A 14,422-nucleotide genomic window follows, 5' to 3' on the forward strand; every position below is an offset into this window, starting at 1 on the left:
CGGCCGGTCGCCGGGGTCGGCGGCAGGTCGTCGCTCGGCCGACACGCGAGGGTGTGCGGATGTGCTCGGCGTGTCGTGAAACCCTCAGTCGCCCAGCGGAAAACGGCCGCTTGCCGAGGCTCTCGGGTACGGCATAATCGCGGGGGAACCGTGCCGGGGCGCGGGGAGGGAGGACGCGATGCGGCCGAACGGGCGCGACGAGCACAGCGCGGGCGACGTCCGCGGGCGCCGGATCGTGCTCACCGAGGCCGCCGTCACCGCCATCGCCGAGCTGCTCGGCGTCGACCCCGGCGACGTGTCCACCACCACGCCGTTCGCCGAACTCGGCCTGAGCTCGCTGCAACTGGCCCGGCTCACCGCGCAGCTCGAGGACGCCATGGGCGTGGAAGTGTCGCTCGCGGCGCTCTACGACCACCCCGATATCGAACAACTGGCCGAGTTCCTCGCGATGCGATGACCACCCCCGAACCCCCTCCAGTGGCCATCGTCGGGATGGCGTGCCGGGTGCCCGGCGCGGCGGGCCTCGACGCGTACTGGCGGCTGTTGCTCGACGGGCGCGATGCCACGGGCGACCCACCGCCGAACCGCCCGCTCACCCGCCGGGCGGGCTATCTCGACGATGTCGAGTGGTTCGATAACGAGTGGTTCGCCGTCTCGGCCCGCGAGGCCGCGGCCATGGACCCGCAGCAGCGACTCGCCATGGAAGTGGCGGTGGAGGCGGTGGACGACGCCGGAATCGGCTACCGCACCAAGGGTTCCGACGCGGCCGTGGTGTTCGGCGCGTGCGGCTACGACCACGGCATCGCCACGCTGAGCGGCGGCGAGCGGGACGCGCCGTACGCGGTGACCGGGTCGGCGCTGAGCATCATCGCCAACCGCCTCTCCTACGCCCTCGACCTGCACGGGCCGAGCCTGGTGGTGGACAGCGCGTGCTCGTCGTCGCTGGCGGCGGTGGATCTGGCGCTGCGGCTGCTCGCCGACGGGACGGTGCCGTTCGCGCTGGTGGGCGGGGTGAACCTGACGTTGCTGCCGCACACCTCGGATTACTTGGCGCGCAGTGGATTCCTCGCTCCCGACGGGCGATGCAAACCCTTCGATGCGACCGCCGACGGATACACGCGCAGCGACGGGTGCGGTGTGATCGTGTTGCAGCGCACGGAAGACGCTCAGCGCGAGGGGAACCGGATCTACGCCGAAATCCTCGGCGCCGCCGTCGGTTCGGACGGCCGGTCCAACGGGCTGTACGCGCCGAACGGGCGGGCACAGAGCCGCGCGGTGCTGGACGCCTGGTCGCGGGCCGGGCTGGAACCGGGCGCGGTGGGGTACCTCGAATGCCACGGCACGGGAACGTCTCTGGGCGACGCGGTGGAGGTCGGCGCGCTGGCGTCCGTGCTGCCGGAGGATTCGGGCGTGTGGATCGGGTCGGTGAAGTCCAATCTCGGGCACCTGGAAGCGGCGGCCGGGGTCGCCGGGCTCATCAAGACGGCGTTGTCGGTGTACCACGGCGTGATCGCGCCGACCATCCACTTCGAGACGCCCAACCCGCTGTTGAAGCTGGAGGAGCGCGGGTTGCGCGTTCCGACCGGCCCCGTCGACTGGAGCGCGGTGCCGCCCGAACTCCGGCTGGCGGGGGTGAGTTCGTTCGGGTTCGGCGGGACGAACGCGCACGTCGTGTTGCGGGGGTACGCGGAGCGGGCGCTCGATCAGGAGGAGTCGCCGGTTGTCCTCGCCGTGACGGGGCGTGACGTGGGGGCGTTGCGGGAGAATGCGCGGGAGTTGGCGGCGCGGCTCGATCCGGTGCGCGTGGGGGTCGGGCGCGCCGACGAGCCCGATCCGGCGCGCAACCCCCTGTCGCCGCCCGCACGCGCGGCGCGAAGCGAACGGTCCCCGGCATTCGCACAGGCGTCGGGGGACGATCCACCAACGGCCTTGCGCTCCTTCGCGGTGGCGACCGCGCGGGTGATTCCGGAGAACGCGCGGGCGGCGGTGGTCGCCGGTTCCGCCGACGAGGCTGTATCGGGATTGCTTGCACTGGCGGAGGATTCGCCGTCGAACGCAGTGTTTGGGCCGGTCACCCGTCGGCGGCGCGGTGGGGTCTTGTTCCTCTTCTCAGGGCAAGGCGGGCAGCACGCGCGGATGGGTCGCGCGCTGGCGGCACGGTATCCGGTGTTCGCGGGGGCGCTGGCGGAGGTATCCGATGCGATCGCGGCGCAGGGTGGGCCGCGAGTGTGGACGCCGCGCCGCGGGTTCGGGCTGGGCGCGGGGGCGGCGACCGAACAGGTGCAGCCAGCATTGTTCGCGTACCAAGTGGCGCTGGCCCGGCTGCTCGACTCGTGGGGCGTGCGGCCCGACGCTGTGGCCGGGCACAGTCTGGGTGAGGTCGCCGCGGCGGCGGTGAGCGGCGCGTTGAGCACGGCCGAGGCGGCGCGGGTGGCTGTGGTGCGCAGCCGGGTGCTGGCGCGTCTCGACGGGCGCGGGGCGATGGCCCTGCTGGAGTCGACGCCCGAGGAGGCCGATCGGCTGGTGGCGCCGATGCGTGAACACGTCGCGGTGGCGGCGGTGAACGGTCCACGGGCGGTCGTGGTTTCGGGGACGCCGCGCTATATCGACACGCTCGTGCGCCGGGCGAGCAGGCGGGGGTTGTTCGCGCGACGGATCGCGGTCGATTTCGCGGCGCACAGCCCGCAGGTGGGGGAGGTGCTACCGGAACTCACGGCCGGGCTCGAAGGGTTGACGCCGGCGGCGCCCTGGGTGCCGGTCTACTCGACCGCGCGGCGCGGAGCGGTACTCGACTCGGCGGCCATGGATGCCGAGTACTGGGCCGACAACGTCTCCGGCACAGTCGAACTCGCGGCCGCGCTCGACAGTGCCGCCGCCGACGGGCTCGGGACCGTCCTCGAATTGTCGCCGCAGCCCGTCCTCACGCCCGCCGCGCGCGAGCACCCCGATTTCCGCGAGAGCGCCTACCCGGTCGCCGCCCGCACCGACGAGGCGGCAGCTCTCCTCGACTGCCTAGCGCACCTGTATATCGAAGGGCGAGCGGTGAACTGGGCCGTACACGGCCGCTTCGACGGGCCCGCTGTCCGAAGGCATTGGCGGCGCCATCGTTTTCCCCTGCTCGGCATCGAGGAACCGGGCGCGCCGCACCTTCCCTATCGCGCCGAACCACTGGATGACCATGTGGTGCAAGGCATTCCGACGGTGCCCGCCGTGCACTGGGTCCGCCGACTGCTGCACACCGCCCATCGCGGCGGCGCGGGCACTCTCGCGGACTTCTTCGTCCACGAGCGCACCGACCTCGCCGCGCTGCCGACAGTCGTCCATCGACTCGACGGTGCGAGCGTCCGCGCGGAAACCACCGACGGTACGGTCCTGGCGGCCGCTCGCCCCGGTCCGTCGCCGACACCGGCCGATATCGTCGCGTGGATGCGCGCGGTCGACGCCAATCGCGCGGCCCGCCACCGGATGCGAGAAATTTCCGGCACCGACTTCTATGCGGCGCTGCACGATAGGGGCCTCGAGTACGGCCCACGGTTCCGGCCCCTGACGCACCTCTTCGCCACCACCGACGCCGCACTCGCCGACCTCGAGGCCGCCGAATTACACAGTGCCGCACCGCTGGACGGATGCTTGCACCTGCTCGCCGCAGCAGCCGGCGACCTTCCCGGCGACGCGCTCCCGCTTCCCATCGCGATGGACACCGCTTGGATCTCCACCGAACCGGGGCACACCCTGCACCAGGCCCACGCCATCCTGCGCACCCGCTCCCCGCACGGCGTCACCGCCGACGTGATCGGCACCGACCAGCACGGCGCGCCAGCGCTGGCGTTCCTCGGCGTCCAGGTGCGGTTCGTGGACGGGGGGCGTATCGCGAAGCGCATCGAACGCCGCGATACGACATCGGGCACGGTGGCGTACCACGAGCCGGCAACGGGCACAGCACCACAATCCGGCACGGCACGCAGCAAGGCGATACCCGGCACCGGACCACACACCGGCACCGCGCCAACCGCACCACCCATCGCCACCGCACCACGCCACGAGCGGACACCTGGCGCAGCGCCAGGCACCAGCACAGGACAGAGACCCGGACTGTCACCGAACGCGACGCCATACACCGGAACCGCACCACGCGCCGGGCTCGCACCAAACACGTCGCCACTCCTCGACATCACGCCGAGCGCCGCTGCCGCGCACGCCGACACCTCCCCGCAGGTTGGGGCGACACCGAGCACCACGCCGGAGGCGACACACCCGGCGAGCCCCTTCTACACCGAAGCGTGGACACCGGTACCAACCGACGCTGAGACTCAGCAGAGCACGCTCGTCGGGCACGGTCGCTCGGCACCCTCGGTGCCGAAACGTGGTCTGGTCGTGGGGGAATCGCGGCCGACGCGGGAGATCGCCCGTGCGCTCGAACGCACCTTACCCACGGAACGCCTTGCCCGGGATCCGGATTCGGCGACTGCCGTCTTCGAATCGGTATTGCTGGGACGCCCCGCCTCCGAGCGCACCGCCCTGGTGGTCGTCTGGCCGGAGGAACAGGACGGTCGCACACCGGTGGCTCGGGTGCTGGAATTGCTGCAACGAGCGCGGGCCCGTCCCATCATCGAGTCGATCACCGTGGTGCTGCCCGAATCCGCGCTGCGCGGGGGCGTCGTGGCGCAGGGGATCGCCGGACTGACGCGCACCTTGCAGCTCGAGTCGGGCCGGCACGTGCGTCTGGTGTGGTCCGACGAGGACGCTCGGTCGACGGCGTTGCTCACCGAGCTGATCGTGCGCGGGAACGCACCGGCCGGGGAAGTGCGGTTGCGGGCGGGGACCTGTGCGGTGCGCAGGTTCGTGCCGGTGCCGCCGGATGCCGAGCCGATCGAGATCGACCCGGCGGGCACGTACGTCGTGACGGGTGGGCTCGGCGCGCTCGGCGCGGTCGCCGTGCGCTGGCTGCTCGACTCCGGGGCGCGAGACGTGGTGGTGTTCACCAGATCCCCACGCCCCGTGCCGCCGCTGCTCGATGGCTTCGAGGACCGCATGGTGGTGGTGCGCTGCGATGTCGCCGACCGCAGCGATCTGGACAACGCGCTCGAGGACATTCGTGAATGCGGTTCCACCCTGCGCGGCATCGTGCACGCGGCGGGCGCGCTGGAGGACGCCGCGTTCGACACCGTCGACGCCGGCCAGCTGGCTCGCATGTTCGCCCCCAAACCGGCCGCGGCCGCCGACCTGCTCGCGCTCACCGCCACCGATCCGCTCGACTTCGTCTTCCTGTTCTCCTCCGCCACCGGCGCGTTCGGCGCGCCCGGCCAAGCCGCGTACGCCGCCGCGAACGCGGCCATGGACGCGATCGCCCACACCCCGCACAAGGGCGTGATCACCAGCATCGGCTGGGGCGCCTGGGCCTCGGGGCTGGCCGAAAGCGCGGGCGGGGCAACCCATCTGCGGCGCGCCGGGCTCACTCCCTTCGACCCGGACCGGGGTTCCGCACTGCTCACCGAGGTTTCCCGCTACCGACTGCCCTACCTCCTCGCCCTGGATTACACGCCCACGGACGATTCCTCACCCGTGGCCGCACGACTGCGCGAAATGCTTTCTCCCACCGAGCCGCAACCCGTCGCTCCGATTCCTCCACAGCCGTCCACAGGAAACTCTCGGTCCGAGGCCGGTTCCGGCCGCCCCACCGGCGACGTCGCCGACGCCGTGCGCCGGGTGCTGGCCGCCACACTGGAGCTGACCAGCGAACGCATCGGCCCGGACGACGATTTCAACGACCTGGGCCTCAGCTCACTGCTCGCCATCGAGGTGCGGCGGGGGTTGGAGGAGCGGCTCGGGATCGTGCTCTCGACGGCGGAGGTCTTCAAATATCCGACCGTCGCCGCGCTCGCGGCGGCGCTCACCGACCGGGTCGCCGCGCGCGACGAGCGGTGAGGTCGGCGCAGTGACGGAATGTGGTGAGGCGACATGACAGGATTCGGCGCGGTGCCCGGCGTGGCACGATCGGACACGCTGGCCGAGCGGGTGGCGGTGTGGGCAGGCACCCGGGCCGACGACGCGGCGTTCACCGAACTCGCCTATCGCGGAACGAAATGCGTGCCGACCACCCTCACGTACGGCCAATTGCATCGTGCGGCAGGCGAAGTCGCGCACCGGCTGCGGGTTGCGACCGCACCGGGTGATCGCGTCGCGATACTGACGGCGCACGGACTCGACTACGTGGTGGCATTCCTCGGCTGCCTGTACGCGAATCGCACCGCGGTGCCGCTCTTTCCGGTCTCGGGATCACGGAACACCGACCGGCTGGACGGCGTACTCGCCGACGCGGAACCGTCCGTGAGCCTGCTGTCGGCGGCGGACACGGTCACCGAACCGGCGATTGGCCGTGCGCTCGGCGAAATACTGCGACTACCCGATGATCTCACCCAGTCCACCACCACACCTGTGATCGATCCGATCGGGTCTTTTCCGGCTTACCTTCAATACACGTCCGGGTCCACCAAGGCGCCCGCCGGTGTGGAGGTCGGGCATGATCACCTCGCGGCGGCGCTCGGGCAGCTGTGGGGCGCGATCCCGGCGATCCGGGACCGGCCGATCGTCACCTGGCTGCCGTTCTTCCACGACATGGGCCTGGTGCTGGCGCTGTCCATGCCGCTCTACTCGTGTGTGCCCGGCGTGACGATGGCGCCCATGGATTTCGTCAAACGGCCGATCCGATGGTTGCGGGCCTGCTCGGACTACCGGGCTGGCGTGACAGGCAGCCCGAATTTCGGCTTGGCCCTGGCTATTTCGGCGACCACGCCCGAGGAGCGCGCCGGACTGGACCTCTCCGGGTTGGATGTCCTGTTCAACGGTGCCGAGCCGGTGCGCGCCGAGGTGCTGACCGAATTCACCGAGACCTTCGCGCCCAGCGGATTCCGGCACCACGCGCACACACCCGGCTACGGGCTCGCGGAAGCCACGCTCACGGTGACGGTTTCCGTCCAGGATGCCGAGCCCGTCACGAAGCGCTTCGATCGCGGCGCGCTCACCGAGGGCCGGGCCGTCGCGTCCGACGACGATTCCGTTCCGGCACTGCCGCTCGTCGGCTGTGGCGCGCCGGCGGGGCAGCACGTGGCCGTCGTCGATCCCGCCGACCGCACCGAAGTCGCGGCGGGGACCGTCGGCGAGATCTGGGTGTCGGGGCCGAACGTGTGCGGCGGCTACCACGCCAACCCGGCCGCCACGGTCGAGACGTTCGCCGCCACCCTCACCGGACGCACCGAAAGATGGTTGCGGACAGGCGATCTCGGCTTCTGGCACGACGGGCAGCTCTATGTGGCCGGGCGACTGAAGGATCTCATCGTCATCGACGGCCGCAACCACTACCCCGCCGACATCGAATCCACGGTCGCCTCCGCCGCCCCCGAGATCCGGCCCGGCCACATCACCGCGTTCGGCACCGACGGCGGGCAGCGCGAAGACCTGGTCGTCATCGCCGAACTCGCCACCGACACGGCCGAATCCGCCGTGCTCACCGATATCGCCCGCCGCATCCGCGGCGCCGTCGCCACCGCCCACGAAGTCATGCCCGGCTCCGTCGTCCTGGTCGAACCCGGACGCATCCCCAAAACCTCCAGCGGGAAACTCCGCCGCACCGAATGCCGCAGGCTCTACAACAGCGGCACGCTGCCGCGACTGCTCGCCGTGGGGAAGGTGCCACCCGCCGGGTGAGGTGCGCGCGCAAGCCGATCACGTCGAGTCCGCCGGGAGTACTCCGCGCACCGCCGCACCCGCCCGACCGCGCCGAGTCCACTCCGCGCTTCGATGTTGCGAGTGCGGGCTGGGCGCGACCTGGGCCGAGGAGACAATTGACCCCGGGCGCACGCACCGAGCGGTCTACGCGACCCGCCCGTGGGGCTGTCCACCGGGATACTCTCGCGCCGCGCGGTAACCCTGCCGCGCGATCCCGACCGCGCACAGGCAGGTTCGACAATCGGCTCGCACGAGCGACCGTGCGGTGCGACGCCGCGCGCGAAGCGGTCGGTACCGGCGTAGCCCCGGCCGGGCGGGTCGTTCGTCGATCGCGGCCCGTCCGTCCGATGATGGGGGGATGGTCAGACGATCGGCCGCGCCATGACGTTCTCGATGCTCGCGCTGGTGGTGGTGCTCGGGTTGTGCGGGCCGCTGCTCGCGCTGCGGCGGAGCTGGCATGTGCCGGTAATCCTCGGGGAGTTGGCGGCGGGAGCGGTGTTCGGGGCGACGGGTTTCGGGGTGCTGGACGCGAGCGATCCGGTCTTCACGTTTCTCGCGGATCTGGGGTTCGCGCTGGTGATGTTCGTGGCGGGCACGCATGTGCCGGTGCGCGATCCGCTGGTGCGCACGGCGCTGGGTGTGGGAGCACTGCGGGCGGTAGTGGTCGGAGTTCTCGCGGGCGCACTGGGTTTCGGGATCGCGGCGTGGTTCGAGACCGGGCACGGGGCGATCTACGCGGTGCTGATCGCATCCTCGTCCGCGGCGCTGGTGCTGCCGATCATCGACTCGACCGGCTTGAGCGGTAAGCCGGTGCTAGCGCTGACGGCACAAGTCGCGATCGCCGACACGGCCGCCGTGGTGGCGCTGCCCCTGGTGATCGATCCCGGCAACGCGGGCCGGGCGGCGCTCGGTGCCGTCGCGGTGGCGGCGTGCGCGGTGGGGCTGTTCCTGGCGCTGCGCGCGGTGGAACGGTCGGGTGTGCGCAAACGGGTGCACCGGATCTCGGAGGACCGGCTGTTCGCGTTCGAACTCCGCGTCAGCCTGGCGCTGCTGTTCGCCCTGTGCGCGGTCGCCACCCAGACGCACGTGTCGATCATGTTGGCGGGCTTCGCCGCCGGGCTCGCGGTGGCGGCGGTCGGGGAGCCGCGCCGGGTCGCGCGCCAGCTCTTCGCCATCAGCGACGGCTTCCTCGCCCCACTGTTCTTCGTCTGGCTCGGCGCCCGCCTGAACCTGCGCGAATTCGGCGAACACCCCCGCCTGATCCTGCTGGGCGTCGCCCTCGGCGCAGCCGCGATCCTCGCCCACATCGCCCTGCGCCTGCTCGGCCAACCCGTCGGCTACGCCGCCCTCGCGGCCGCCCAGATCGGCGTCCCCGTCGCCGCCGTCACCGTGGGCACCCAACTCCACGTCCTACTCCCCGGCGAATCCTCCGCCCTCATGCTCGGCGCCCTCATCACGGTCGCCGCCTCCGCCCTGGCGGCCTCCCACCTCGCCCGTCAACCAAACTCCCACAGCACCAACTGATTCCGAACCTGCGAGTATGAATACTCAAGAACCAGCGTAGGAACCATCTCGGCTAAGGGATGTTCTGTAAGCCGTTGATCAGCAATGGGTATCGTGTCACCGGTTGCGATCTCGGCATCTGACCCGCTGATGGTGGAGCTGTTCTCCGGGCTGCGGCCGGCCACGTTCGCTCGCCTGATCATCCGGCTGCAGCGTGAGGGCGCTGACCGGCCGTTACGCGGCCGGCCGTGGGGTTTGTGTTTCGAGGACCGGGTGCTGCTGGTGTCCACCTACTGGCGGACCAACCTCACGATGCGTCAGCTCGCGGCGCTGTTCGGGGTCTCGAAATCGGCCGCGGCCCGAGTGATCGAGGACCTCGGGTCAGCGTTGGCGTTACGGCCCCGCACCCGGTTCCCGCGTGGCTCCGTGCTGATCGTCGACGGGATCTTAGTCCCGACCCGAGATCACAAGGTCGCCGCGCAGAGTAAGAACTACCGGTACTCGACCAATCACCAGGTCGTGATCGACACCGACACGGAACTGGTCGTTGCATTGGGAAAGCCGTTGCCGGACAACCGCAACGACTGCCGAGCCCGGACCGAATCCGGAGCCGCCCACACCTGCCGCAACGCGATGGTGATCGCTGACGGCGGCTACCAGGGCACCGGTCTGATCATCCCGCACGGACAGTCACCCGGTGTCGAGCTGCCGGAAGGGAAACAGGCTCACAACAAGTCACACCGCAAGGTCCGTGCTCGCATCGAGCATGCCTTCGCCCTGATGAAAACCTGGAAGATCCTGCGTGACTGCCGTCTCCGCGGTGAAGGGGTTGCGGTCGCGATGGCTGGGGGTGGCGAGGCTGGCCAACCTCGCCCACGCTCACTGATTCCTGGCCGGTGGACCGGTCACCGTCACCGCGTCAGACCTACGGGACACTCCTTAGCCTCGCCCAGTCACGGAAATAGGGCCTGACCTGCAATTGATATGGCGAAAGATGCTCTGACCTGCGGTAATTCGACTTGCGACAGTTTGAATTTCTCAAGGGTCTGGAGCACCCTTCTGGTGAGTGAGTCTATATCGCCGTATCCGCGGCCGGTCATCGATGGTCACGGCACCGGTGTCGTGTCACACGCCGGTGCGGTCCCGCTGCTGCGGGCAGCCGAGAAAGCCCGGTTGACCAGCGAGTTGTCCGAACAGCTGAAGTCGTGGCGTAAGCCGTTGGCCAGCCACGATCCCGGCAAGATCATCCTCGATCTGGGGGGGTTGCGCTCGCGATCGGTGGTGACTGCGCTGCGGACCTGGCGTTGCTGCGTGCCGAACCGGGTGTCTTCGGTTCGGTCGCCTCGGATCCGACGGTATCGAGGCTGATCACCGTTCTCGCTACCGATGCGCCGAAAGCGCTGTCGGCAATCAGTTTTCGCTCGGGCGCACGCTCGAGCACGAGCATGGAAACCTGCCGGGCCCAACGCTGTTGATCACCAGGTGAGCAACGACGATCCGGTGATCATCGATCTCGATGCCAGCCTCACCGACGCCCACTCCGAAAAACAGCATGCGGCACTAAAATTCAAGCATGGGTTCGGTTTTCACTCGTTGTGGTCGTTCATCGACCACGGGCCCGGCGGTGCCGGTGAGCCCGCGGCGGTGATGCTGCGACCGGGCAACGCCGGCTCCAACACTGCTGCTGACCACAAACAGATCCTGGCCGATGCCTGGCCCAGCTGCCGGGGCAACGGTCGTGGCGGTTTGGTCGGAAAGTGTTGGTCCGCACCGATTCCAGCGGCGGAACCCATGAGTTCCTCGACTACTGCCGCCGGCGCCGACTGGGGTACTCGATCGGGTTCACCCTCACCGACGACATCGTCACCACGATGGACACCCACCTGTGCGATCGGGATTGGAACCCGGCCTACGACTCCGAAGGACAGGTCCGGCCCGGTGCTTGGGACGTCGAGGTCACTGGCATCACCGACCTGTCCGGGTGGCCGCCCGGGATGCGGTTGTTGGTGCGTAAAGAACGCCCGCATCCGGGTGCGCAGTTGCGGTTCACCGACCGTGACGGGCTGCGGTTGACCGCGTTTCGTCACCAACACCAGCCGAGGTCAGGTGCCCGATCTCGAGTTGCGTCACCGCCGTCGCGCGCGCTGCGAGGACCGCATCCGAAATGCGAAAGACACTGGGCTACGTAATCTTCCGTTCCATTCCTTCGACGCGAATCGGATCTGGTTGGCCGTGGTCGCGCTCGCGATGGACCCGACGGCGTGGATGCAAACCCTGGCCCTAAACGACCACGACGCGCGGCGTTGGGAACCGAGAACACTGCGCTTGCGGTTGCTATTTGCGGCCGGTCGGATTGCCCGTCACGCCCGCAGAACCCGGCTCCACCTGACCAGACACGGGCCATGGACTGAACTACTCACCACCGCAGCAGCACGCCTACAACCTGGCTGACCAGGAAAATCACTGTCCCTACTTCTCAGAAATCGACCGTTCCGGGCTTGTGGAGCCCCGGAAGCCAGCCCGCTGCGCGGGCCGTCTGCCGCACCCATGACCGGGGAAACTACGATCGAAATGCCGATATGAGACCGCTCAGGCCAGCACGTCAGCCCCGCGAAAGATCAAGGCTAGCGCGTGCCGTCGATCAACGTCCGCGTCATCTCGATGAGAAACTGGGCAGCTTCGTCGATTTGCTCGTCGGTCAAGTCCAAAGGGCCGTCCGCTGTCGGCACTTCTGAACTCCGAATCTCAAGACGAGCATTCCAATCCTCGATTCGAGTTGCCAATTTCACCCTCGACCACACATACTCCGGATGCGCTCGCTCATCGAGTACCCAAACCGGGACATCCCAATTCAGCCGTCTTTCGAAGCCCGTCACGCCCTCAGTCGGATCAGTATCGTTCGGCACGCTCCGCGATTCCCATCGTCCTACATCCTTCTGATCTCGGGCGATCTTGCAAATTCCGCCGTCTGACAAGGCTGCATCGAGGGGGTTCACGGGGACCGCCTGCACGTCGATCGCCTGTAGTTCACCCGTGAAGAACGCCAACAGTGAGTCACACAGCTGAGCTTGCGTTATCCCTGTCGGGATCTCGGGGGGTACCTGCACCGCAGTCGGAGTAGTCGTCGAGCACCCTGCAACTGAGATCAGAAGCCCCACCGCAGCAACCGCGAACACCTTACTTCTCACTCTGCTGCCACCTTCGTATTTCCCGGCTCCCAGTCCGACTTGTCACCGTCACCGGCAGAACCGTCACCGATAGCCGTCCGAATCCCATCAACACCTTGACCGTACGATGCCTTTACGCCGGTCGGCCACTTATTGTTCGGTATTCCGGCTTGAATAGATAGAGTCTGTGCGATAATATTTCCTTCGATAATGTTTTCCAGAGCACTTTCAGCCATCGACACAACAGTGCCGAGGATTAATTGCCGTGACGCCTGTACCGCTGTCAGAAGGTCCGTTTGTGCCGTTATAGGACCAAAAGGAAGATCGAACGATGAGGACACAAAGCTACCAGTAACCTCGATGACCTTCGCAATCAGTTCCTGAGTTCTCGTGGCCAGCTCACCGTAGAGTTCCAACTCCTCCGTCGCCACTGACTCCAGACTTTTCGCCACATCTTCGCAGACGGCAGGCAAGGACACTAGTGCAGCCTTCTGCCTCGTTCGCATCTCAATATATCTATGCGCAGCGTCCCCCTCCCACTCAGAACTCAGATTCGTCTCATCAAAGTCGTGCTCGGCAGCCTGAATATCCCCCTTTACATTTCGCCATTCATTCGCGATCCGGACGAGTTCAACAGGAACTTCCAGTTCTGGATTCAGTTCATCCAGCTTGTTCCACGAATCCCTGATAGCTTCGTTTATCTTGTCCCGATTCGCCCATATTTCATCGATAATCTGCGTTTCATTAGATACGATGGGACCAGGGTTACCCTGAGCTAGCGCTGCGAAACCGCCCGTTCGAACTGCCTTTACAACGTGTCCACTGAAGCTATCCACCTTTTCGGGAAGATCACGGATTGCGTCAGTATTCGAACGAATGAAATCGATCTGGGCCTTGAGCTGACTGCTTACGTCTGTCACAACTCATTCTCCAGTCGCTTTATCTCGTCGCGCCGTGACTCGTCCTCCGACACATATTGCTCAAGCGCCTCACCCAACACGGCGGAGATATCTCTGAAGACAGTTGCACCTTCGCGCAGCCTGTCATGGAAGTAGGGGGCGGCTGGCGCATACTTGTCCAGCATCGGACCGAACGTACCCGCCTGTGATTTCGTTATTTCCAGCAGCGACGACCTGTCACTTCCAGCCTGTAGATGATTTGCCCCCTTCGCCCATCTCGAGACTGCGTGTTCCATTGCCCTAACGGAGAGTCGTATTTTTTCGGACACCTCTACCTCAGCCTCTCGTTCAGCAGCCGTTGCCTGTGCCCACGAAGGTGGTACTCGAGATCTTCGTCAGAATACCTAGAGAAGTCCATCTTCACTATGAATTTCGGGCGTAGCGATCGAATTACATCTGAGCAATACAGAATCTCGCCGACCAGTTGATCGGTATGCGCCGACGCCACCCAGTCGCTCCGCACTGAAATAGATTTAATATACTGTCGATCGGCGTTCAACACGACCGCATGCTGACCATCGATCTCGACACGACCACCGACCTGGTGACGAACTCCGTTTATCATGCCACTGGCGGCGTCTTGATACTGTTCCCAACTCTGCGTCTCGAGCAAAACCATCAGCCTTGTTCGATGGTCCGGAACTGCTGTATTCGATACTTCTTGAGGCGACGGCCACCGACTGCCCGAGTAGACTTTTCTGAGCCGCTCAACAACAGCACCCCTATAACCCGCCATGAGTTCGTCACCGACTTCGTATGGGGCGACGTAACGACTCCACGCGGGATTCAGGTGTATGTGTGCAGGAAGGAAGCCGCCATCGAGTTCCATTGATACCATGGATGATCCGCAGCGCTCCGCGCCCGATGCGCGATCTGAACTCAAATCCTGCGAGACCAGAGGTTGCGCAGCCGGAGGCGAGGTAATCACCGCAGGCTGGGCGATCGGTACGGAAGGATTTGGCCTCCTGACAATCGGCTCATCGTCCCAGAACTCGTCGGGGTCGTCGTAGTGGTTGTAGTGGCCTTGGACAGCCATCACCACTCCTCGCTACAGCATGAGCTAATTGC

Annotated in this window: 8 protein-coding genes and 2 pseudogenes; 6 read left to right on the forward strand and 4 right to left on the reverse strand. The window is 67.0% G+C overall.

The features are described from left to right. Window positions 1-178: 178 nt before the first annotated feature. From DFR74_RS14305 to DFR74_RS14330, 6 genes and pseudogenes are all read left to right on the forward strand, one after another. Window positions 179-457 (forward strand): acyl carrier protein, encoded by a 279-nt coding sequence (locus DFR74_RS14305; RefSeq protein ID WP_067503025.1) that lies wholly within the window; start codon window positions 179-181, stop codon window positions 455-457. Then, window positions 454-5,925 (forward strand): type I polyketide synthase, encoded by a 5,472-nt coding sequence (locus DFR74_RS14310; RefSeq protein WP_067503022.1) that lies wholly within the window; start codon window positions 454-456, stop codon window positions 5,923-5,925. Before DFR74_RS14305 ends, DFR74_RS14310 begins: the two co-directional genes overlap by 4 nt. A 33-nt stretch (window positions 5,926-5,958) precedes the next feature. Continuing rightward, complete coding sequence (locus tag DFR74_RS14315; RefSeq protein ID WP_067503018.1) at window positions 5,959-7,704, forward strand: fatty acyl-AMP ligase; 1,746 nt, start codon at window positions 5,959-5,961, stop codon at window positions 7,702-7,704. A 402-nt stretch (window positions 7,705-8,106) separates the two neighbouring features. Beyond that, window positions 8,107-9,249, forward strand: a complete 1,143-nt coding sequence (locus DFR74_RS14320; protein ID WP_067503015.1) for a cation:proton antiporter — start codon at window positions 8,107-8,109, stop codon at window positions 9,247-9,249. An 84-nt stretch (window positions 9,250-9,333) separates the two neighbouring features. Further along, window positions 9,334-10,114 (forward strand): annotated as a pseudogene (locus DFR74_RS14325) (transposase). A 176-nt stretch (window positions 10,115-10,290) separates the two neighbouring features. Then, window positions 10,291-11,679, forward strand: a pseudogene (locus DFR74_RS14330) (IS1380 family transposase). A 173-nt stretch (window positions 11,680-11,852) separates the two neighbouring features. On the opposite strand, the gene DFR74_RS35405 reads toward DFR74_RS14330, so the two are convergent. The 4 genes from DFR74_RS35405 to DFR74_RS35415 form a co-directional block, all read right to left on the reverse strand. Further along, window positions 11,853-12,416 (reverse strand): hypothetical protein, encoded by a 564-nt coding sequence (locus tag DFR74_RS35405; protein ID WP_147265831.1) that lies wholly within the window; start codon window positions 12,414-12,416, stop codon window positions 11,853-11,855. Then, on the reverse strand, window positions 12,413-13,315 hold the full coding sequence (locus DFR74_RS35410; RefSeq protein ID WP_147265832.1) for a hypothetical protein: 903 nt from the start codon (window positions 13,313-13,315) through the stop codon (window positions 12,413-12,415). The genes DFR74_RS35405 and DFR74_RS35410 overlap by 4 nt, the downstream gene beginning before the upstream one ends. Beyond that, window positions 13,312-13,479, reverse strand: coding sequence for a hypothetical protein (locus tag DFR74_RS35965; RefSeq protein ID WP_157115788.1), 168 nt, complete (start codon window positions 13,477-13,479; stop codon window positions 13,312-13,314). Before DFR74_RS35965 ends, DFR74_RS35410 begins: the two co-directional genes overlap by 4 nt. A gap of 146 nt (window positions 13,480-13,625) precedes the next feature. Then, window positions 13,626-14,390 (reverse strand): hypothetical protein, encoded by a 765-nt coding sequence (locus DFR74_RS35415; RefSeq protein ID WP_147265833.1) that lies wholly within the window; start codon window positions 14,388-14,390, stop codon window positions 13,626-13,628. Window positions 14,391-14,422: the final 32 nt, after the last annotated feature.

This window comes from Nocardia puris (assembly GCF_003315035.1).
GTDB lineage: Bacteria > Actinomycetota > Actinomycetes > Mycobacteriales > Mycobacteriaceae > Nocardia > Nocardia puris.